The organism is Actinoplanes sp. NPDC021490 (genome assembly GCF_055562135.1).
Genome location: NZ_JBVHFW010000016.1, coordinates 197,293 through 217,586 on the forward strand (window position 1 = coordinate 197,293; position 20,294 = coordinate 217,586).

General features: G+C 72.3%; 20 protein-coding genes. 12 read left to right on the forward strand and 8 right to left on the reverse strand.

What is annotated here, in order from left to right:
• Positions 1 to 35: 35 nt before the first annotated feature.
• A complete protein-coding gene (locus ACZ3I4_RS34690; protein WP_465386310.1) occupies positions 36 to 632 on the reverse strand; it encodes a TetR/AcrR family transcriptional regulator in 597 nt (198 codons plus the stop codon).
• A 74-nt stretch (positions 633 to 706) separates the two neighbouring features.
• Here ACZ3I4_RS34690 and paaN point away from each other — a divergent pair, with 74 nt between their 5' ends.
• From paaN to paaE, 9 genes are all read left to right on the forward strand, one after another.
• The gene (paaN, locus tag ACZ3I4_RS34695; RefSeq protein ID WP_465386311.1) at positions 707 to 2,377 is read left to right on the forward strand and encodes a phenylacetic acid degradation protein PaaN; all 1,671 of its coding nucleotides are present in this window, start codon (positions 707 to 709) and stop codon (positions 2,375 to 2,377) included.
• Positions 2,378 to 2,394: 17 nt separating this feature from the next.
• Positions 2,395 to 3,600 carry a thiolase family protein gene (locus ACZ3I4_RS34700; RefSeq protein ID WP_465386312.1) on the forward strand — a complete coding sequence of 402 codons (1,206 nt, stop codon included), beginning with the start codon at positions 2,395 to 2,397 and terminating at the stop codon, positions 3,598 to 3,600.
• Positions 3,597 to 4,325 carry an enoyl-CoA hydratase/isomerase family protein gene (locus ACZ3I4_RS34705; RefSeq protein ID WP_465386313.1) on the forward strand — a complete coding sequence of 243 codons (729 nt, stop codon included), beginning with the start codon at positions 3,597 to 3,599 and terminating at the stop codon, positions 4,323 to 4,325. Before ACZ3I4_RS34700 ends, ACZ3I4_RS34705 begins: the two co-directional genes overlap by 4 nt.
• Before the next feature lie 154 nt (positions 4,326 to 4,479).
• Positions 4,480 to 5,331 (forward strand): 3-hydroxyacyl-CoA dehydrogenase family protein, encoded by an 852-nt coding sequence (locus tag ACZ3I4_RS34710; RefSeq protein WP_465386371.1) that lies wholly within the window; start codon positions 4,480 to 4,482, stop codon positions 5,329 to 5,331.
• Positions 5,328 to 6,251 (forward strand): 1,2-phenylacetyl-CoA epoxidase subunit PaaA, encoded by a 924-nt coding sequence (gene paaA, locus ACZ3I4_RS34715; protein WP_465386314.1) that lies wholly within the window; start codon positions 5,328 to 5,330, stop codon positions 6,249 to 6,251. Before ACZ3I4_RS34710 ends, paaA begins: the two co-directional genes overlap by 4 nt.
• Positions 6,248 to 6,544, forward strand: a complete 297-nt coding sequence (gene paaB / locus ACZ3I4_RS34720; RefSeq protein WP_465386315.1) for a 1,2-phenylacetyl-CoA epoxidase subunit PaaB — start codon at positions 6,248 to 6,250, stop codon at positions 6,542 to 6,544. Before paaA ends, paaB begins: the two co-directional genes overlap by 4 nt.
• A 7-nt stretch (positions 6,545 to 6,551) precedes the next feature.
• Positions 6,552 to 7,451 carry a 1,2-phenylacetyl-CoA epoxidase subunit PaaC gene (gene paaC, locus ACZ3I4_RS34725; protein ID WP_465386316.1) on the forward strand — a complete coding sequence of 300 codons (900 nt, stop codon included), beginning with the start codon at positions 6,552 to 6,554 and terminating at the stop codon, positions 7,449 to 7,451.
• 95 nt (positions 7,452 to 7,546) lie between these two features.
• Complete coding sequence (gene paaD, locus ACZ3I4_RS34730; RefSeq protein WP_465386372.1) at positions 7,547 to 8,020, forward strand: 1,2-phenylacetyl-CoA epoxidase subunit PaaD; 474 nt, start codon at positions 7,547 to 7,549, stop codon at positions 8,018 to 8,020.
• A 1-nt stretch (position 8,021) separates the two neighbouring features.
• Positions 8,022 to 9,071 (forward strand): 1,2-phenylacetyl-CoA epoxidase subunit PaaE, encoded by a 1,050-nt coding sequence (paaE, locus tag ACZ3I4_RS34735; protein WP_465386317.1) that lies wholly within the window; start codon positions 8,022 to 8,024, stop codon positions 9,069 to 9,071.
• A gap of 112 nt (positions 9,072 to 9,183) precedes the next feature.
• Here paaE and ACZ3I4_RS34740 read toward each other — a convergent pair whose 3' ends face one another.
• From ACZ3I4_RS34740 to ACZ3I4_RS34750, 3 genes are all read right to left on the reverse strand, one after another.
• Positions 9,184 to 9,891, reverse strand: a complete 708-nt coding sequence (locus ACZ3I4_RS34740) for a TIGR03089 family protein (RefSeq protein ID WP_465386318.1) — start codon at positions 9,889 to 9,891, stop codon at positions 9,184 to 9,186.
• Positions 9,892 to 9,901: 10 nt separating this feature from the next.
• Positions 9,902 to 10,171, reverse strand: coding sequence for a peptidoglycan-binding protein (locus tag ACZ3I4_RS34745; RefSeq protein WP_465386319.1), 270 nt, complete (start codon positions 10,169 to 10,171; stop codon positions 9,902 to 9,904).
• 124 nt (positions 10,172 to 10,295) lie between these two features.
• Positions 10,296 to 10,721, reverse strand: coding sequence for a DUF732 domain-containing protein (locus tag ACZ3I4_RS34750; protein WP_465386320.1), 426 nt, complete (start codon positions 10,719 to 10,721; stop codon positions 10,296 to 10,298).
• Positions 10,722 to 11,048: 327 nt separating this feature from the next.
• Here ACZ3I4_RS34750 and ACZ3I4_RS34755 point away from each other — a divergent pair, with 327 nt between their 5' ends.
• Together ACZ3I4_RS34755 and ACZ3I4_RS34760 are read left to right on the forward strand one after the other, a co-directional pair.
• The gene (locus tag ACZ3I4_RS34755; RefSeq protein ID WP_465386321.1) at positions 11,049 to 11,981 is read left to right on the forward strand and encodes a S1C family serine protease; all 933 of its coding nucleotides are present in this window, start codon (positions 11,049 to 11,051) and stop codon (positions 11,979 to 11,981) included.
• Positions 11,982 to 12,042: 61 nt separating this feature from the next.
• Positions 12,043 to 13,266: a hypothetical protein gene (locus ACZ3I4_RS34760; protein WP_465386322.1), complete on the forward strand. Its 1,224-nt coding sequence runs from the start codon at positions 12,043 to 12,045 to the stop codon at positions 13,264 to 13,266.
• Positions 13,267 to 13,329: 63 nt separating this feature from the next.
• On the opposite strand, the gene ACZ3I4_RS34765 is transcribed toward ACZ3I4_RS34760, so the two are convergent.
• The 3 genes from ACZ3I4_RS34765 to ACZ3I4_RS34775 form a co-directional block, all read right to left on the reverse strand.
• Positions 13,330 to 16,815 carry an ATP-binding cassette domain-containing protein gene (locus ACZ3I4_RS34765; protein ID WP_465386323.1) on the reverse strand — a complete coding sequence of 1,162 codons (3,486 nt, stop codon included), beginning with the start codon at positions 16,813 to 16,815 and terminating at the stop codon, positions 13,330 to 13,332.
• Between the two features lie 180 nt (positions 16,816 to 16,995).
• On the reverse strand, positions 16,996 to 18,180 hold the full coding sequence (locus ACZ3I4_RS34770) for a metallophosphoesterase (protein ID WP_465386324.1): 1,185 nt from the start codon (positions 18,178 to 18,180) through the stop codon (positions 16,996 to 16,998).
• A gap of 18 nt (positions 18,181 to 18,198) precedes the next feature.
• Positions 18,199 to 18,879 carry a nucleoside/nucleotide kinase family protein gene (locus tag ACZ3I4_RS34775; RefSeq protein WP_465386325.1) on the reverse strand — a complete coding sequence of 227 codons (681 nt, stop codon included), beginning with the start codon at positions 18,877 to 18,879 and terminating at the stop codon, positions 18,199 to 18,201.
• 96 nt (positions 18,880 to 18,975) lie between these two features.
• Here ACZ3I4_RS34775 and ACZ3I4_RS34780 point away from each other — a divergent pair, with 96 nt between their 5' ends.
• A complete protein-coding gene (locus ACZ3I4_RS34780; RefSeq protein ID WP_465386326.1) occupies positions 18,976 to 19,638 on the forward strand; it encodes a ScyD/ScyE family protein in 663 nt (220 codons plus the stop codon).
• On the opposite strand, the gene ACZ3I4_RS34785 is transcribed toward ACZ3I4_RS34780, so the two are convergent.
• Positions 19,624 to 20,283: a hypothetical protein gene (locus ACZ3I4_RS34785; protein ID WP_465386327.1), complete on the reverse strand. Its 660-nt coding sequence runs from the start codon at positions 20,281 to 20,283 to the stop codon at positions 19,624 to 19,626. The two genes, ACZ3I4_RS34780 and ACZ3I4_RS34785, sit on opposite strands and share 15 nt — an antisense overlap.
• Positions 20,284 to 20,294 lie beyond the last annotated feature (11 nt).

Genomic DNA, 20,294 nt, shown 5'->3' on the forward strand with positions numbered 1-20,294 from the left:
CCGATCGTGGACGAGTCGGGGAGATCGTGTGTGGATCAGGCGCGCAGGCCGTCGAAGGCCAGCGTGGTCACGGCATCGGCGATCGACTCGGCGCCACCGGGACGGGGGCGATACCACTCGGTGAGCGAGTTGACCATGCCGAGGAGCAGGCGCGCCGCGGTCCGAGGGTCCAGATCCGGCCGTACGCCCCCCTCGGCCTGGGCCTGCTTGACCAGCTCGGTGACCAGGCCGTCGAACTCGCGCCGCCGGGCCAGGGCGTGCTGCTCGACCTCGGTGTTGCCGCGCACGCGCAGCAGGACGGTCACGTATTCGAAGCGTTCGGACAGCACCAGCACGCTGCGCCGGATCAGCTGCTCGAGCCGTTCCAGGGCGGAGACGTCGAGCGCGCGGACCTCGTCGGCCGCCTCGAACAGGCCGTCGAGCGCCCGGTCCATCGCCATCTGAAGCAGTTGCTCCTTGCCGCTGATGTGGTGATAGACGCTCGACTTGGTGATGCCTAGCGCCACGGCGATGTCGTACATGCTCGTGAAGTCGTAACCGCGCTCGTTGAACAGCCGCACCGCGGCGGCCAGCACGGCATCCAGGTCGTGCCCCGGGCGTCCGCGGCGACGGGGCGCAGGAGTTGATGCCATTGTCGCTCCCGGGGGTTGATTACCTACCGAACGGACGGTAGATAATTAGGCACGCGAGCGCAAGGGAGCGCAGGATGACCACCCCCGCCGAGTTCTACGAGAAGCACGCCGAGCTGCTCGACCAGGCCGTCCGGGCGACCACCGTCCGTGACTACTGGTCGGCCTTCCCCGAGTCGCCGAGCAAGTCGGTCTACGGCGAGGCCGCCGCCCCCGACGGGGAGCGCGCCTTCCGGGCCCTGCTCGGCCGGCCGTTTCCGATCGAGGTCCCCGGCGCCGCGGGCAGCGTCTCCACCGAGCGTTCGCCGTGGGGTCTCGAGCTGGGCATCAGCTATCCCAAGGCCGACCCGCTGGCCCTCATCGCCGCGGCCCGCGCCGCCACCCCGGCCTGGCGTGGCGCCGGGCCACAGGGCCGCGCCGGGGTCGCCGCCGAGATCATCAAGAGGATCAACGCGCGCAGCTTCGAGCTGGCCCACGCCGTGCAGCACACCACCGGCCAGGCCTTCGTCATGGCGTTCCAGGCCGGCGGCCCGCACGCTCAGGATCGCGCGCTCGAGGCGGTGGCCTACGCGCTGGCCGCGACCACCCGCATCCCGGCCCGGTCCGAGTGGAGCAAGCCACAGCGCGGTGGCGACCCGCTGCGCCTGGCCAAGACCAGCACGGTCGTCGGCCGGGGCGTCTCGGTCGTGATCGGCTGCAACACCTTCCCCACCTGGAACAGCTATCCCGGCCTGTTCGCCAGCCTGGTCACCGGCAACCCGGTGATCGTCAAGCCGCATCCGGGCGCCGTGCTCCCGCTGGCCATCACCGTGCAGATCTGCCGCGAGGTGCTCGCCGAGGCCGGTCAGAGCCCCGACCTGGTCATCCTGGCGGCCGAGGAGCCCGGCGAGGGCATCGCGGCCACGCTGGCCACCCACCCCGACGTCGGCATCGTCGACTTCACCGGCTCGAGCGAGTTCGGCAACTGGCTCGAGGCCAACGCCCGCCAGGCCGTGGTCTACACCGAAAAGGCCGGGCTCAACACGGTCGTCGTCGACTCCACCGACAACTACAAGGGCCTGCTGCGCAACCTGTCCTTCTCGCTCTCGCTCTACAGCGGCCAGATGTGCACGACCCCGCAAAACATCCTGGTCCCGGCATCCGGCATCGAGACCGACGCCGGGCACCGCAGCGTCGAGGAGTTCGGCGCCGACCTGGCCGGCGCGCTCGACAAGCTGCTGGGCGACCCGGCGCGCGCGGCCGGCACGCTCGGCGCGATCGTCAACGACGGCGTGCTGGCCCGGCTCACCGAGGCCGGCGGCGCGAGCGGCGTCATCCATCCCTCGGCCGAGGTCGCCGACGAGCAGAACCCCGGGGCCACCATCCGGACGCCCGTGGTCGTCCGCCTCGACGCCTCCGACGAGAAGGCGTACACGCGGGAATGGTTCGGCCCGGTGTCCTTCGTGATCACCACCGAGTCGACCGAGCACAGCCTGCGCATCCTGGTCGAGACGGTGCGGGCGCACGGGGCGCTCACCGCGCTGGTCCACTCCAGCAATCCCGAGGTCCTTTCCGCTGCGCGGGAGGCGGCGCTCGACGCCGGGGTGCACCTCGCCGAAAATCTCACGGGTGGGGTGTTCGTGAACCAGACCGCCGCGTTCAGCGACCTGCACGGCACCGGCGCCAACCCGGCCGCCACGGCCTCGCTGAGCGACGACCATTTCGTCACCGGCCGGTTCTTCACCCTCCAGTCCCGTCACCACATCTGAGCACCGGAGGATTCACCATGGCCGAGGCCTACCTCGTCGGCGGCGTCCGCACCCCCCAGGGCAAGTACGGCGGAGCGCTCGCCGGCTTCCGCCCCGACGACCTCGCCGGGCTGGTTGTCCGCGACGCGGTGGCTCGTGCGGGCGTGCCCGCCGACGAGATCGACGAGGTGGTGCTCGGCGCGGCCAACCAGGCCGGGGAGGACAACCGCAACGTGGCCCGCATGGCGGCGCTGCTGGCCGGGCTGCCCGACACCGTGCCGGGTTACACGGTCAACCGGCTGTGCGCCAGCGGCCTGACCGCGATCGTGTCGGCGGCCAACCAGATCCGCGCGGGCGAGGCCGACCTGATCGTGGCCGGCGGCGCCGAGTCGATGACCCGCGCGCCGTGGGTGATGGAGAAGCCCGGCACCCCGTGGGCGCGCCCCGGCAAGGTCTTCGACACCTCGCTGGGCTGGCGCTTCACCAACATGGCGTTCATCGAGCACGACCACGACCAGGCCGGCACCTTCCCCGGGGCCCGCCGCGTCACGCTCAGCATGGGTGAGACGGCCGAAGAGGTCGCCACGCTCGACGGCATCAGCCGTGCCGACAGCGACGCCTTCTCGCTGCGCAGCCACGAACGGGCGATCGCCGCGATCGACGCGGGCCGGTTCGACGGCGAGATCGTCGCGGTCGGCGACGTGACGACCGACGAGATCCCGCGACGCGGCTCCACGCTGGAAAAGCTCGCCAAGCTGCGACCCGTCTTCCGGGACGGCGGCGTCGTCACGGCGGCCTCGTCGTCGCCGCTCAGCGACGGCGCCGCGGCGCTGGTCGTGGCGAGCGGAGAAGCGGTCGAGCGGTACGGCCTGACCCCGCGCGCCCGCATCGTCACCGCCGCCAGCGCCGGCGTCGCCCCGCAGTTCATGGGTCTCGGCCCGGTTCCGGCCACGGAAAAGGCGCTGGCCCGGGCCGGCTGGGGAGCCGGCGACCTCGACGCGGTGGAGCTCAACGAGGCGTTCGCGGTGCAGTCGCTCGCGGTGATCCGGCGGCTCAAGCTGGACGAGGACCGGGTGAACGCCGACGGTGGCGCGATCGCGCTGGGCCACCCGCTGGGTTGCTCGGGCGCCCGCCTCACGGTGACCCTGCTCGGCCGCATGGAGCGCGAAAACGCCCGCCGCGGCCTCGCCACCCTCTGCGTCGGCGTCGGTCAGGGCGTCGCGATGCTGCTGGAACGGCCGTGACGACCCTCGCCGTCGAGGAGCTCGACGACCGCGTGGTGGTGACGTTGCGCCGGCCCGAGGCCCGCAACGCCATCAACGCGGCCATGATCGGCGAGCTGCACGACGTGTGCGCGGCCCTCGAACAGAGTCCGCGGTTGCTGCTGATCACCGGCGACGGGGGCACGTTCGCCGCCGGGGCCGACATCGGCGAGCTCCGCGAACGCGGTCGCGACCAGGCGTTGCAGGGCATCAACCGCGGGCTGTTCGATCGCCTCGCCAAGCTGCCGCTGCCGACCGTGGCCGCCGTGGACGGCTATGCGCTGGGCGGCGGCGCCGAGCTGGCGTACGCGTGCGACGTGCGCCTGGCCTCGCCCGCCGCCGTGTTCGGCAACCCGGAACCGGGGCTGGGCATCCTCGCCGCGGCCGGCGCGTGCTGGCGGCTGCGCGAGCTGGTCGGCGCCTCGGTCGCCAAGCAGGTGCTGCTCGCGGGCCGCCGGCTCGACGCCGACGACGCGCTCCGGTTCGGGCTGGTCGCCGAGGTCGTACCGGCGGGCGAGCTGCTCAAGCGGGCCCACGCGCTGCTCGACCGCATGTCCCGCTCGGGCACGCTCGCGCTGCGCCTGACGAAGCTGGTCGCCGACGGCGGCGGTCATCCGCTCACCGACGACCTGGCCCAGGCGATCCTTTTCGAGTCGGAGGACAAGCGCGTGCGCATGGACGCCTTCCTGGCCGGAGGCCGCTCATGACCGGGCGGCGACCGGCGGCGTGCACCTGGTCCGGCGCGGTGCCCGAGCAGCCGACTCGCGCGGCGTGCCCCCGGTCCGGCGCGGTGCCCGAGCAGCCGGCTCGCGCGGCGTGCGCTGAGAACGGTGGACGGCCGTGAACGCGCCCGGGCCCGTGGTGCCCAAGCGGGTGGCGGTCATCGGCGGCGGCCGGATGGGAGCCGGCATAGCCCAGGTCTTCGCCGTCGCCGGGTCGATGGTCAGCCTGGTCGAACGTGATCCGGCTGCGGCCGAGGCGGCCCGGGACAGGGTGGCCATGGGGCTGCTGCGGGCGGCGGAAAAGGGCGTGCTCGAGGAGCCTTCCGACGTCGTGCTCGAGCGGCTGCGGCTCGTCGATGACGTGAACGGGCTGGACGGCGACACCGAACTCGTCGTCGAGGCCGTCCCCGAGGACGCGGCGCTCAAGATTCGCGTTCTGGCGGCGGCCGAGCGAGTGGTTGGCGACCAAGCGGTGCTGGCCAGCAACACCAGTTCGCTGTCCATCACGGGGCTGGCCGACGGGCTGAGGCGGCCCGAGCGGTTCCTGGGACTGCACTTCTTCAACCCGGTGCCGGCCAGCAAGCTCGTCGAGATCGTCACCAGTTCGCTGACCACGGATTCCACCCGTGACGCGGCCCGCTCCTGGGTGGCCGGTCTGGGCAAGAGCGAGGTGGTGGTCCGGGATTCACCCGGCTTCGCGACCAGCCGGCTCGGGGTCCTGCTCGGGCTCGAGGCCATCCGCATGCTCGAGGAGGGCGTGGCCGACGCCGCCTCGATCGACCGGGCCATGGAGCTGGGCTACCGCCATCCGATGGGCCCGCTGCGCTCGACCGACCTCGTCGGTCTCGACGTGCGGCTGGCCATCGCCGAACACTTGCACCGCGAGCTGGGGGAGCGCTTCGCCCCGCCGGCACTGCTGCGCGACAAGGTGGCCCGCGGCGAACTGGGTCGTAAGGCCGGGCAGGGCTTCTTCAGCTGGGAGGCGTCATGAGCGAGCAGGTTTTTGCCGAGACGATCGAGAAGGACCAGCGGGTCGAGCCCCGGGACTGGATGCCGGACGGGTACCGCAAGACGATGATCCGGCAGATCGCGCAGCACGCGCACTCCGAGATCATCGGCATGCAGCCGGAAGGAGCCTGGATCACCCGGGCCCCGTCGCTGCGGCGCAAGGCGATCCTGCTGGCCAAGGTCCAGGACGAGGCCGGGCACGGCCTTTACCTGTACTCCGCGGCCGAGACGCTGGGCGCCGACCGGGGCGACCTGACCCGGCGGCTCATCGAGGGCCGGCAGAAGTACTCGTCGATCTTCAACTATCCGACGCTCACGTTCGCCGACGTCGGAGTGATCGGGTGGCTCGTCGACGGGGCCGCCATCTGCAACCAGGTGCCGCTCTGCCGCAGCTCGTACGGGCCGTACGCGCGGGCGATGATCCGGATCTGCAAGGAGGAGTCGTTCCATCAGCGGCAGGGTTACGAGCTGCTGATGACGATGATGCGCGGCACCGACGCGCAGCGCGAGATGGTGCAGGACGCGGTGAACCGCTGGTGGTGGCCGTCGCTGATGATGTTCGGGCCGCCCGACGGCGAATCGCCGAACACGGCCCAGTCCATGGCCTGGAAGATCAAGCGGCACACCAACGACGAGTTGCGGCAGCGGTTCGTCGACATGAGCGTGCCGCAGGCCGAGGCGCTCGGCGTCACGCTGCCCGACCCCGACCTGCGCTGGAATGCCGAACGCGAGCACCACGACTTCGGCGAGATCGACTGGTCTGAACTCAAGCGGGTGATCTCGGGCCAGGGACCGATGAACGCGGAGCGGATCGCGCACCGGCGCCGCGCCGACGAGGACGGCGCCTGGGTGCGCGAGGCGGCCGCGGCCCACGCGGCGAAGAAGCGGGAGGTGCGGGCATGAGCGGCGAGATCCGGCACGAGTGGCCGCTGTTCGAGGTGTTCGTGCGGTCCAAGCGCGGCCTCAACCACGTGCACGTCGGCTCGCTGCGGGCCGCCGACCACGAGATGGCCCTGCATCACGCGCGCGATCTCTACACGCGTCGCAACGAGGGCGTGAGCATCTGGGTGGTGCGCTCCGACGACGTGGTGGCGTCCGGTCCCGACGAGAAGGACGCGTTCTTCGCGCCCAGCGGCGACAAGGTCTACCGCCACCCCACGTATTACGCCATTCCCGACTCGGTCCCGCACATCTGAGGCCGCCATGTCCTTCGACGATGCCTACCAGGCCCTCACCGACCACGACGACGACGCGCGCTGGGCGTACGGGACAGGGTTCGCCGACCCGCTCGCCGGGGTGCCGGCCGACCTGCCCGACGGCGTGGACCCGGCCGACCTGGCCGCCTACTGCCTGATGATCGGCGACGACGCGCTGATCATGTCGCACCGGCTCCAGCAGTGGGTGACCCGCGCGCCCGAGCTCGAGGACGAGATGGCGCTGGCCAACATCGGCCTCGACCTGCTCGGTCAGGCCCGGCTGCTCCTGACCCGTGCGGGCCACGCCGAGGGCGGCGAAGCCGGGAACGGCCGCCGCGACGAGGACGATCTGGCCTACCTCCGCGACCCGGCGGAGTTCCGCAACGTACGCCTCGCCGAGCGCACCGACGCCGACTTCGCGCACCTGATCGCCCGTTTGCTGGTGTTCGCGACGTGGCGTCTGGCCATGCTCGACCGGCTGGCCGCAAGCCGTGACCCGGTGCTGGCGGCGATCGGGGCCAAGGGCGTCAAGGAGGTCGCCTACCATCGCGACTACGCGGCCGGCTGGGCTGTACGGCTCGGCGACGGCACCGATCTGTCGCACCAGCGCATGCAGGCCGCGGTCGACGAAGTGTGGCCGCTGGCGGGGGAGCTGTTCGAGCCGCACGAGGTCGAGCTGCGTCTGGCGTCCGCCGGGGTCGCGGTCGACCCGGCATCACTGCGGGCGGAGTGCGACGCCGTGTTCGCCGAGGTCCTGCGCGCGGCGACGCTTCGCGTCCCCGCCGACGGAGAAGCGGGCGGCGGTGTGGGGGAGCGGGGGCGCGACGGCGTTCACGGGCCCGAGCTGGCGGAGATCCTCGGGGAGCTGCAAAGCCTCGCCCGTGCGACACCCGGCGGTGTGTGGTGAACGCGGCCACTCAGCCGCGCGGCTCGGCCCAGCGGCGCGAGGAGGTCCAGCGGCGCGAGGCGGCACAGCCGCGCGAGGCGGTCACGGCGGCCGAGGTGGCGGCGACCGTTACCGATCCCGAGCTGCCGTTCCTGACGCTTGCGGATCTGGGGATTCTGCGGGAGGTGCGAGAGACCGCGGAGGGCGTCGAAGTGACGATCACCCCTACCTACTCGGGCTGCCCGGCCATGGGGGCGATCCGGGCCGACCTGCTCCGGGCTCTGCATGCGGCGGGATACGAGCAGGCCGAGGTGCGTACGGCGCTCGCGCCGGCCTGGAGCACCGACTGGATCTCGGAGGACGGCAAGGCCAAGCTGGCCGCGGCCGGCATTGCCCCGCCCGGCCCGGCACCTCAGCGGAAGAGTGGACCGGTGCCGCTTCTGCTCGGTGTGCGGGACGAGCAGGTGGCCTGTCCCCGGTGCGGGGAGGAGCACACCGAGCGGCTCGCCGCGTTCGGCGCGACCGCCTGCCGTGAGCTGCGGCGATGCCCGGCCTGCCGGGAACCCTTCGAGCACGTGAAGGAGATCTGACGTGCGGGACTTCCACGCGCTGCGGGTCGCCGACGTCGAGCGGCTGTGCGCCGACGCTGTCGCGGTGACCTTCGAGGTGCCGGACGACCTGGCCGGCGTCTACGCGTTCCGGCCGGGGCAGTCGCTCACCGTGCGACGGCCCGGCGACGATCGGGACGAGCGCCGGTCCTATTCGATCTGTGCCCCGGCCGGTGCCCGCCCGCGGATCGGCGTGCGCGAGGTTCCGGGCGGTCTCGTCTCGGGCTGGCTCGTGCACGACGTGCGGGTCGGTGACGCGGTCGAGGTGGCCCCGCCGTCCGGCACGTTCACGCCCGACCTCGAAGTCGGCGGGCGACACGTGATGATCGCGGCCGGTTCGGGGATCACGCCCGTGCTGTCGATCGCGGCCTCACTGCTGCGCAATCCCGGTGCGCAGGTCGCCGTGCTTTACGGCAACCGCCGCGCCGACACCGTGATGTTCGCCGAGGAACTGGCCGACCTGAAGGACCGTCATCCGTCCCGGGTCGAGCTGGTGCACCTGCTGTCCCGGGAGGCCCGCGAGGTCGATCTGCTCAGCGGCCGGCTCGACGGGCCCAAGCTGCGCGCGCTGCTGCCCGTGCTGCTCGACGTGCCGGCCGTCGATCACTGGTGGCTGTGCGGCCCGTACGGGATGGTCGTCGACGCGACCGAGGTGCTGACCGAAGCCGGGGTGGCGCCCGAACGGATTCACCGCGAGCTGTTCTGGGTGGACGAGGCGCCACCCGAGCCCGTACGGGAGGAGCTCGAAAACCGGGAGGGCAGCGAGGTGACCGTGCTGCTCGACGGCCGCTCGACGACCGTGACGATCACGACCGGCGAGACCGTGCTCGACGTCGCCCAGCGCACCCGGCCCGACCTGCCGTTCGCCTGCAAGGGCGGGGTGTGCGGCACGTGCCGGGCCCGGGTGGTCGAGGGCGAGGTGACCATGCGGCGCAACTTCGCCCTCGAACGCGCCGAACTCGACGCCGGGTTCGTGCTGACCTGCCAGTCGACGCCGGTGTCGGAGAAGGTGACCGTCAGCTTCGACGACTGACCCGACGCGAGGAGATCAGGCTGAGCTGACGAAAGGGAGATCAGGCTGGGCCGGCGAAAGGGGATCAGGCTGGGCCGGCGAGAGCGGATCAGGCTGGGCCGGCGAGACGGGATCAACGCAGGATCTTGGTGATGCGTTCGGCGGCCACGCGGTCGTCGAGGCGGGACGGGTCGAGGTGGGCGCACAGGACGATCGACGCGCCGGCCGAGAGGGGGCCGAGCAGCCAGATCAGGGGCTGTTCCTGGGCGGCGGTGTCGACCAGCACCCGGTCGCCCGGGCCGATGCCGTGGTGCGCGGCGATCTCGGCTGCGGCCTGCGCGTACTCCCGATAGGTGGTGCCGTCGGCCACCGCGGGCAGATGCTCCTGAAACGCGTGCCTCGGCGGGTGCACTCCCAGGTAGGGGCGCAGCGAGCTGATGTAGTCCCGGTAGCCCCCGGGCACGTCACCGGTCGCCGAGCCGTGCGGGGCCAGGCCGAGCACGAACTGGTGCCGGCCGGCGGGCACCTCGTCGAGCCAGTGCCCGATTCGGCGGCGCTCGACGAACGTGACATCGAGCGAATCACCCGCCGGGGTGAGGCCGGCGGTCGCCCAGTCCCGGATCGACAGCTCTATCCCGGCCGACCAGGCGCCGAGCAGCACGGCCGCGGTCTGCCAGTGCGGCGGCAACAGCACCGCCGCGGTGGTGCCCGGACCGAGCCCGCAACCCTCGGTGAGCAGTGCCGACGTCGCCGCCGTCCAGTTGCCGAGCTCGCCCGCGGTGAGGCCGAAACGCTCACCGGTTCCGTCGTCGTAGAAGGTGATGAGGTCACCGGACGTCATCCGGCACAGGCTACGCCGCCAGACGCAGCCGTTGTTGCGTGGCGTAGCGGGACAGGAAGTGCACCGTGCGCGGTCCCGCGACACCGTCGTCGACGAGACCGAGGCGAGCTTGGAAGAGGCGTACGGTCGCGGTCAGTTCCTCGTCGGTCTCGCCCGGGATCATGCCGATGGCGGCGAGCAACTCGCGCACACAGTCGGGGTCGGGCGGCGGGGGAGCGTTCCAGCCGATCACGCCGCCGACGGCGGTGCCGACCACTGAGAGCATTCCTCGTGCGGACATCTCGTGCCTCCTGCCGATTGGGGTGACTCCAGCATCGGGCGGAAGCTTGTGCATAACATCGGACCGGCGTCTCGGAACCCTGTGCCCGGTCCGACTTTCGGCCGACCCCGCGCTAAGCCCCAGGTCAGGCCGGGCCGCGAAGAGCCGAGCCGCGAAGACCCGGGCAGGCTGAGCTTCGCGCCAGCTCCAGCAGTTTCCGCGCGTCGGGTGTCGTCAACCCCTGCTCGCGCATGTCCGCGACGACCGCCGCGTCCTTGTGCCCCCGGTTCAGTTCGGCGCAGGTCTGCTCACCGAGCATGGCGACCTCCTCGTCACGCCGATCGATCGCGACCTGCGGCAACTGCTCTCGCACGAGCATGACAAACCGGTCGATCCCGGCCGTGTCGCCCGGCGGCGGCGGTGCCTGAGTGGTCCGGGTGGGTGCCTTCGCTTGCGGTTCCTCTTCCCGTACGGCGGTATCCGGCGATTCGCGTACGGCGGTATCCGGCGATTCGCCTACGGCGGTGCCCGGCGATGGCGGCAGTGACGGCGACGACGGCGCCGGTGCCATCGGGGTGGAAGGCGCCGGATCCGAGCAGCCGCTCAGCGCCCCGACCAAAGCCGCAGCGGCGAATACGAGCGGTACGAAGCCGGTCCGGGACGCGGAGAAAACAGGACAGATGCGCACGGGACGACCGTAGGGCGACCGCCCGGACGACGACCCCGGCACGCCCACCGACGAGTGGCGACCCGACCCGGACGAGTGAGCCGGCCACCCGCCGGCGCAGCCCCAAAAGACCCGGCGACCGCGTACAGCCAACCCACAGACGGCTCACCGGTTGCCGACAAGGTTCGGGGTCACTGTTGGGCCCATCAGCCAACGAAGCGAGGCGTCGCCATGACCGACCTGATGACCCGGCCCGACCACTCCCACGGCGACGGCCGCACCGACGACGGGTACTACGACTTCGTGAGCCCGCCGCCACCGCCCGGCCCCCCGTTCGTGCCGTCGCCGTCGTCACCCGGCGACCGCCGGTGGCCGCGCCGAGTGGCCGGTGGGGCCGCCGTGCTCGCGTTGATCGCCGCGGGCGGCACCGCCGGTGGCGTGGCCGCCGAGCGCTACTTGATCGACCACGGGACCGCCGCCACCGCTACCGCCGCAGGCTCGACCACCGGAGGCGCCACCGTCACCGAGGGCGACGACCTGGCCGCCATCGTCAAGCAGGTGCAGCCGAGCGTAGTCACCGTTCTCGTGGACAGCGGCCAGTCGTCGTCGCTCGGCTCCGGCGTGGTGCTCAGCTCGGACGGGCTGATCCTGACCAACAACCACGTCATCGAAAGCGACGGAACCGTGAGCGTGCGCCTGTCGACCGGCCAGACTGTGCCGGCCCGGGTCGTCGCCACCGACACCGGTCACGACCTGGCCCTCGTACGGGCAAACGGTCTGTCGGGTTTGACGCCGGTGACGTTCGGCAACGATGACAGCGTCGCAGTCGGTGACACCGTGCTGGCCTTCGGCGCGCCGCTGGGCCTCGAGAACACGGTCACGTCGGGCATCGTCTCGGCGCTCGACCGCAGCATCAGCACGGCCACCGAGTCGGCCACCGGCTCCGGCAGCGAGCAACTGACCGGCCTGCTGCAGACCGACGCCGCCATCAACCAGGGCAACTCGGGTGGCGCGCTGGTCGACCTGTCCGGCCACGTGGTCGGCATCAACGTGGCGATCGCCACCGCGAGCGAGTCCTCGACGGGCAGCATCGGCGTCGGCTTCGCCATCCCGGCCGGCACCGTCACCGCCGCCGTCCAGCAGATGCGATCTCAGATCAACTGATTGATCCAATTGTGGCCGTCCGGGGCTGCCGGGCCCGGTCCGGGAACCGTAGCGTGCGCTCGTGACTTCGGCTCCCGTACCCGACATCGCCCCGCCGGCCGCGGATCGGCCCACGGTGGTCTCCGTCGCCTACTGGCTTCAGGTGGCCCTGATCGTGGTCCTGCTGCTCGTGGTCGGTGTGTCGATCGCCGACGCGATCCACTACGACGGGCTGATCAACGAGGCGGTCCGGACCACGACGTCGCCCGACACGACGGCGGTGAGCTGGGAGCGCGAGGACAACATCGCCGGGCTGCTGTTCGTGGCCGTGCCGCTGTTCGTGCTGGCCGTCTGGCTCGGCGTCACCTCGATCTTCGTGCGCCGGGGCACCAACGTCGGCCGCGTTCTCACCTGGGTCGGCCTCGGCGCACCGGCGGCGCTGCTCTTGCTGTCGTGCTTGCTGGGCCTCTTCGGCCTGTTCGCGTTCGCCCTGGTCGCGATGCCTTTTGGGGTCGAGGACGACCCGTCCGCCTACGAGGACCCGTCCTTCTACGAGGACGACCCGTCGTTCAGCGGTGACGGTTTCACCGACAGCGTCTACAACCTCGACAGCGGCGGCTGGTCTCTGGCTTTCGACATCATCACGGCCACGGGCTTGATGCTGGCCTTGCTGCTGGCCGTCGCCGTGGTGGTGCTGCTCGCGACGGGTCCGGCGGGCCGCTATTTCCGGCGCGGCGAGCCCATGCGTCGCCGCCCGATTCCCCCACCATTCGTTTTCCCGTACGCCGCCACGCCCGCCCCGTACTACCCGGCCCCCGCCGCGGGCCCTTACGCTCCCGGCCCGGCTTATCCGCCCGCGGGCCCCTACCCGTACGGACCGCCGCCTTGGGGAGCCTCGTTGCCGACGGCCGCTCCCTACTGGCCGACCGCAGCGCCCCCACCGCCGACCGTGCCCCCGCAGCCGGCCGGGCTGTCCCCAGCACCCCCACAGCCGACCCCCACGTCCCCGCAGCCGACCGCGCCGACCCCGGTCACCCCGCAGCCGGGCGAGCCGGCCGTGCCCCCGCAGCCCACCCCGTCGACCGTGCCCCCGCAGCCCGCCCCGTCGACCGTGCCCCAAGACTCGGACCCGGGCGCACCCGCCGGCACGCCTCAGCCGTCGGGATCGCCGGCCGCAGAGTCAGGCCCCGGCACTCCGCCCGACGCCGAACCAGGCCCCGGCACACCGCCCGACGCCGAACCAGGCCCCGGCACCCCGCCCGACGCCGAACCAGGCCCCGGCACCCCGCCGGTCGGGCAGCGCTAGCCAACCGGGGCACCAGGAGCAAAGTCGCGCGGCCCGCCAGCCGCGCGACTTTCCCGGTAATCCTCAGCCCGCCAGGTGCCCCCAGCGGTCTTCGAGTTCCGGCCACGTGCCCTGGTCCTCGACCTTGCCGGCGATCAGCACGACCACCCGATCGGCCTGGCTCAGCGCCGCCCGCTTCGAGGTCGACCCGACCACCGTCACGCCGTGCGCGCGCAGTGCCCGCCACAGCTCCAGCTCGGTCGTCACGTCGAGCGCCGAGGAGACGTCGTCGGCGATCAGCAACTCCGTCCGGGGAGCCAGCGCCCGCGCCAGGGCGAGACGCTGCAACTGACCGCCCGACAACCGCGTCCCCTTGTGCCCGATCAGCAGCTGGAGGCCCCCGCCCGCCGCCGCCAGGTCGTGTTCGAGCTGGGCCGTCGTGACCGCGTCGGCCGCGTCCACCTCGTGCCCGAGCTGGATGTTGTCGGCCACCGTCCCGGAGAGCACCCGCGGCAGCTGGGCCACGTATCCGACCTGGTTCGGCCGCAGGAACACCTCGGGCTCGTCCACCGGTTGGCCGTTCCAGCGCAGCTCGCCCGCGTGATGCACGATGCCGGCCAGCGCGCGCAGCAGCGAGGACTTGCCCGCGCCGACCGGCCCGACCACCAGCACCAGCTGGCCCCGCTCGACGGTCAGGTCGACGTCCTGCGCTCCGACCGTGCCGTTCTCGTGCACCGCGCTGAAGCCGCGGAGCTCCAGCGTGCGCAGCGGGTTGCGGGGAGCGGTCGGCGGTGCGGGCGCCGTGCCGGCCGAGAGGTCGACGCCGGCCACGTCGGACGAGTAATCCGACACCCCGGTCATCGCCACCGTGCGGCGGGTCCAGACCCGGGCCGACGGCAGCTGGCTGACCAGCGACGCCGTGGTCCAGGCAAACCAGCGCGCGGCGCCCAGCGTCGCCACCGCGATGAGGGTGGCGGCGGCCGACAGCGACCCCGACAGGTACATGCCCCAGGCGGCGATCGGCAGCAGGCCACTGGCGATCGACGGCGTCGAGCGCGCCCACACCTGGATGGCGATCTCGTGGCGCTGCAGCTCGCTGCGGGCGCCGTCGAGACGGGCCAGGTGGGCCAGCACCGGCCCGGTCGCGCCGGCCAGCTTCACCGTGCGGGCCGCCGACAGCGACGACACCAGCGCCGTGGCGAACGCCGCGCGGGCGGCCACCGTACGGCGGGCGGCCTTTTCCAAGCGGGGACCGAAGAGCGTCGCCGCGAGGCCGGACACCACCATCGTGCCCATGAAGAACAGCGCCGGCACGAACGACTGGGAGGCGAGCGTCATCGCGACGATCATGACCAGGCTGGTGGCGTTGTCGATCAGGTTGTCGGCCAGCATGACCACCCGCTCGGTGTCCCCGCCCTGGGCCACGACCTCGGCCGGCGTGTGCTTGCTGACCCGGCGCGGGCCGATCTGGCCGTGCACCAGACGCAGGCTGATCCGCAGCATCTGCCGGACCCACCACTCCGGGAACCAGGCGCCCGTGTAGTAGAGCGTCGGGATGGCCAGCAGCAGGCCGGCCGCGATGCCGATGGCCGGATAGAGCGGGCTGCCCAGGCCGTCGACCACGTGGGCCCAGAGCAGCGGCAGGATCGCGCCGTCCAGGCCGAGCAGCACGAGCACGATGAACAGGGAGACCGCGCCCAGGCCGTACCGCTTGTCGTTGAGGGCCAGGCGGACGATCTCGCGCATCGTGCGCGCGGGCGGTTGCTCGGGCAGCGGCGGCGGGTCGACCGGCGGCAGCTTGTTGGCCAGGGCCTCCGCTCCCAGTTCGACCTGGGCCGCCTTGTCCCAGTCGCGTTCCTCCTCGACCAGCGCCACGCCGCCGCCCGACGTCGTGGCCGGCACCGAGAGGGAGCTGCTGGCCATCAGCTCGGCGAAGCGCCGCGACTCGCGCAGCGGGCCCGACTCGAGCACCTCGCCGTCGGAGAGCACGACCACCTCGTCGCAGCGCTGCACGGACGACAGCCGGTGCGCGACGATCACGCCGATGCGGCCGGCCAGCAGGCGGTCGGTGGCGCGCTGCACCCACGACTCGGTGACCGGGTCCATCCGCGCGGTGGCCTCGTCGAGGATCACCACGTGGGGGTCGCGGACCAGGATGCGGGCGAACGCGACCAGCTGCTCCTGCCCGGCCGACAGCTTGTAGCCGCCCTCGCCGAGCTTGGTGTCGATGCCGTCGGGCAGCCCGGCCGCCCACGGGCTCAGGCCCAGCTCGTCGAGCGCGCCCTGTGCCTTGGGGAGCAGGGCGGGGTCGAACAGCGCGATGTTCTCGGCCAGGGTGCCGGAGAGGATCTCCGTACGCTGAGGGACGATAGCCGTCCAGCGGCGCAGGCCCTCGACCGCCATGTCGTTGAGGTCGACCCCGCCCAGGAACACCGTGCCGCGGGGCACGTCGACCGCGCGGGTCAGCACCTTGGCCAGCGTCGACTTGCCCGATCCGGTCCGGCCGATCAGCGCGTACGAGCGTCCGCGTTCGAAGGTCAGGCTGACGTCCTTGAGCGCCGGCGGCCGTCCGCTGTCCGACTCGCCGTACCGGAAGGTCAGGTCGCGGACGACCAGGTCACCGTCGACCGGCGGCTGCCCGTCGGCCGGCTCCTGCGGCACGTCCTGCAGCAGCTGCACACGGCTCCACGCGCCCAGGGCGTTCTGCAGCTCGGGCACCATGCGGGTGACGTGCTCGAGGGTGCCGCCGAAGCCGAGCGCGAGCAGCCACACCGCGGTCAGGCGGGCGCCGTCGATGTGCCCGCCGATCAGGGCCCAGGCGCCGATGACGACCAGAACCGCGATCAGCGTACGGGTGATGGTGCCGGCGCCCAGGGTGATGCGCGCCGACGAGTGCCAGACCAGCCGCCCGCGCCGCAGCACCTCGGCCGCGCGCTCGGCATAGAGCCGTCGCACGTAGGGCGCGGCCAGGCTGGTGCGGACGTCGTCCTGCCCGTGGATGGATTCCTCCATCACGGCGGCGAGGTCGGACCAGGCCTCTTCCTCGGCGATGCGGCGCGGCGAGATGCGCTGGATCGGCTTGTTCATCGTGACGTAGAGCAGGATCGACACGAGCACCATGCCGATGCCGGCGGGCCACCAGACGAAGAACGCCGTCACGATCGAGAAGGCCGCGACGGCGATGGACTGGGCGATCCGCACGCCGCTGCCGCGCAGCTGCGAGCCGACCTCGTAGACGTCGGAGTCGATGCGGTCGAGCAGCTCACCGACCGGCGTGTTCTCGAGCGTGGGCAGATCTTGACCGAAGGCCACCCGGTTGAGGCCGCGGCGGATGCGGGCCGCCCAGTCGGCGGTCAGCCGCGCGGCGACCAGCCCGACGAAGACGTCGCTGAGCACGGACACGACGAGCGCGGCCGCGAGGATGCCGAACAGCGGCATGGATCGGTTGACGAGAACCTGGCCCGACAGTGCCAGCGCGCCCGCCGATCCCGCTGCCCCGAGCAGGATGAGGGTCGCCGCGAGGGCCGCGCGGCTCCTCGAGGTGGCCCACAGATCGCGAAGCAGGCGCATGGATGCATTCCTCTGGTTGGGTGGGATGGCGGTCCCACCATCCTCATCCGTGAGCAGGAGGTCTTCAACGTAATTACGTCGCCGGCAGGCATGGCGCCTGTCACCATTGGCGGCTGTGCAAGATCTTCCTGCCCCCGTACGGACGAGGTTTGCCCGGCTGTCCGGGAGCGGCGCGGGGTCTCAGGCGGCTTTCAGGGTCAGCAGGGTGATCTCGCTCGGGGCGAAGATTCGGAACGGCGGGCCCCAGAAGCCGGTGCCCCGGCTGGTGTAGAGCTGGGTGCGGTCCGAGTGGCGGGACAGGCCCTGCAGGACCGGCTGGTCGAGGCGGACCAGATAGTGGAAGGGCCACATCTGGCCGCCGTGGGTGTGACCGGAGATCTGCAGGTCGACGTGGTGGGCGACCGCCCCGGCGATCTGGGCCGGCTGGTGGGCCAGGAGCAGGACGGGCAGGGACGGGTCGGCGCCGGCCAGGGCGGCCTCGTGGTCGGCGTGGTGGCCGGGGACGCCGGAGCCCGCGGCCGTGCGGTCGTCGACACCGGCGATCACCAGGGAGGCGCCGTCGCGGGTGACCACCAGGTGGCGGTTGTGCAGGGCTTCCCAGCCGAGCGAGGCCATGTGCTCGACCCAGCGCTGGGCGCCGCTGAAGTATTCGTGGTTGCCGGTCACGTAGACCCGGGCCATCGACGCCCGGATGTCGGCCAGCGGCGCGGCCTGGCTGCGGCGCTCGGCGACCTCGCCGTCGGCGATGTCGCCGGTGTGGGCGACCACGTCGGCGTCGAGCGTGTTGACCACCTCGGTGACGCCGCGCGACCAGCGGGACCGCTCGATCGGGCCGTAATGCGTGTCGGTCAGCAGCACCAGCCGCAAGCCGTCGAGGCCCGCGCCCAGCCGGGGCAGCACGACCTCGACCCGGCGGACCCGCGGCACGCGCCGGGCTTCCGCATAGCCCCAGACGAGCAGGACCAGCGAGATCACCAAGACCGCCGCGGTGGCGATGCGGGAGCGGGCCGGGGCGTCGACACCGGCGGCCCAGAGCACGGCGGTGAAGAGCTGACCGATGATCGACCAGACGAACAGGACCCAGATCACGCCGAGCGTCGTGTCGGCCACGATCGAAGCGCCGTCGCGGTGATGGCGGCCGTGGCCCAGGAACATCAGCGCCGGGAACGCCGCCACGGCGACCGCGAAGACGATCGTGCCGGCGACGAACACGCCGGTGGGCCAGGCGTTGCCCGAGCCGACCAGGGTCCACCAGGGGACGCCGAACAACAACAGCAGGACCCCGCCGATGGTCAGCGCGAACCGGATCACGCGGCCCGGCCGGCGACGGCGCGGCTCGGTCTCGATTGCTTCACCCACGGACACGAGTTGAACTATGACACCTCAGGCCGGTGGGTTGCCGACCCTGTGGATAAGTGCGGCCGGCACGATCAGGTCGGCCCGGTCCCGGGTGGCCTCGATCGTGACGGCGTTGCGCTCGTCGGTGCCGGTGGCCCACTCGATCGCGGTGGTCTCGTCCTTGCCGAACCGCATGTGCCGGTCGATCAGCCGGCGCAGGCGTTCCGGGTGGTCGAGGGCGGCGTACCAGACCTCGGCCAGCAGTTCGCGCACCGGCCGCCAGTGCGGATCGTCGAGCAGCAGGTAGTTGCCCTCGCTGACGATCAGCCGGGCCTCGCGGGCAATGGGGATGGCCCCGGCGATCGGCTGTTCGATGACCCGCTCGAAACCGGGCGCGTAGATCATGTCGTCGCGATCCTCGAGCAGCCGCCGCAGCAGGGCCGCATAGCCGAGCGAATCGAACGTGTCCGGCGCGCCCTTGCGCTTGCGGCGGCCCAGCCGCTCCAGCTCGACGTCGGCCAGGTGGAAGCCGTCCATCGGCACGTGCGCCACCCAGGCGCCCGCCGTCAGCCCCTCCGGTGGCGCCGCCGCCAGCGCGGCGACGAGTTCCTCGGCCAGCGTGGTCTTGCCGGCGGCGGGCGGCCCGGCGATGCCGAGCACCGCACGCCGGCCGTCGCCGGCCAGGGCGCGGGCGCGTTCCACCAGCGCGGCGAACGTGAGGGTCATGACGATCACCGTAACCGGTCGGATCGGCGACTCAGAGGGTCCGCCGGCCCCGGGAAAGCCCTATATAAGTCCCGGGGGAAGCAACGGGGGAAATAAATGATCATTGGATCGATCGTGGCCGGGGTGCTGGCCGCCACGCTGGTGAGCGCGCCGGTCGAGCCGGTCGACGCGGGTTTCTCGGCGGGGCCGTTCGACTCCGCGGTGGATCGCCGGGGCCGGGTCTACGTGACCGAGGGGGACGCGTTGATCCGGCTGATGCCGCGCGGCCGGCGCGCGACCGTGGCATCGTTCCCGAGCCGGGTCGTGCCGGCGCCGGCCCGGCTGCCCGACGGCACACCGCGGGGCGGGCCGGTGCGGATGCCGGCGGTGCCGAGCGCGGTCGCGAGGGGGCCGGACGGCGCCTTCTACGTGGGCGAGCTGACCGGCTTCCCGTTTCCGCCGGGCCGGGCCCGGATCTGGCGGGTCGTGCCGGGCCGGCCGCCGGAGGTGTACGCGGGTGGCTTCACCGCCGTCGTCGACCTCGACTGGGGGCCGGGCGGGCTCTACGTCCTCGAGATCGCCAAGAACGGACTGCTCAGCGGCGACCGGACGGGCGCGCTGATCCGCGTCGTCGGGCACGGCCGACACTTCACGGTCGCCTCGGCCGGGCTGCACGCGCCGTCGGGGCTGTCCATCCGCAACGGGGTGGCCTACGTGACCACGTGCGGCGACTGCCCGGGCAACGGCACCGTGCGGAGTTTCCCGCTAGCGAGAGCCTAGGCCGAGACGCAGCCCGGCCACACCGGCGGGGGACAGCGGCCGTGCGGTCGCCCGGGCCAACTCCTCCCGTACGGAAGCCGGAAGCTCGTCGGCCAGGGAACGCAGGCGTGGATAGAGGTCGAGCACGTCGCGGTGGGTCAGCGCGCCCACCCCGATCAGCAGGCCGTTGACCGCGCCGGGCGTGTGCACCAGCTCGGCGCAGAGCTCGCGGCGCCAGTGCGGGTCGTCGACCCGGGTGGCGAACTCGCGGGCGATCCGGTTGCCGGCGGGCGACGGCTCCTCGGGCGCGGCGTGACGCCCGGCCCGGGCCGGCACCGGGGCGAGACGGCAGGCGATGCCGAGCAGCCTCGCCAGCTCGGGCACGGTCAGCACGTCGAGCCCGGCCGCACAGGTCTCACAGAGCCGGTAATAGGTCGCCGCGTGCACGAGGGTGGCCGGCCGCGGGCAGTCGCCCAGCGGCCCGCACAGCCGGTCGAGGATGATCTCGGCCAGGGTGCCCTCGTGGTCGAAACGGCCCACCCCGAAATAGGCAGCGGGGGCGCTGCGATATCGGGTGAGCGCGGTCCGGGCGCTGGCGTAACCGTCCGAAGCCACGCTGATGTGCGGAAGCCCGCTTTCGGCCTGCATCTGGATCAATCGGAACATATCGCGTCGCC